The organism is Vibrio sp. YT-19(2023) (assembly GCF_033337395.1).
Window position 1 is genome coordinate 1 of sequence record NZ_JAWOQN010000964.1, and the last position, 552, is coordinate 552.

At 45.7% G+C, this 552-nt stretch carries 1 pseudogene; it reads right to left on the bottom strand.

What is annotated here, in order from left to right:
- A pseudogene (locus tag R7E78_RS29450) lies at positions 1-552 on the bottom strand (hypothetical protein); the annotation flags it as partial.

Here is a 552-nt window from a genome sequence, read left to right on the forward strand (position 1 = left end):
CATCGATTGCTTGTTCTTTTGCATGGTATAGCTTTCGAATTGTTTACCATCAAACACGGTGGTGAAATAGTTCTGAGTCTCTTTATGAACCTGAGATGGGTACACCTTTTTGGTGGTCCAGATTTGACGAGCACCATTTGCGCTAACAATCAACGAGTCATCACTGATTTTATAATGGCCCACTTTTTTTAGTGCTCCCTTTTCTGGGCATAAGCGCTTGTTGTTGGAGGCGGCAAAGTACACTTCTTCGTTTTCAAACTGAAACGCTTCGCAATACACCACTTCATACGCGTACGCGATACCGCCAAGGTTTTGTGTGGTTTCGAGGCGATACACAATGTCACCGACCAAAGGATGGTCGGTGTTGTTTTGCTCTTCTTTAACGACTGGCAATTCAAAACGGGTCGTGACCCAGGCGTAATCTTCTTCACCATGATGATTGTCACGAGCTGCCACGGCTAAGTAAGTGGTTTGGTCGATTTCTTCTGGCGCACCTTGTACAACGATTTGGCCTTGGTTGAGCACCTGAAGACCATTGGCGTTTTCTAACCA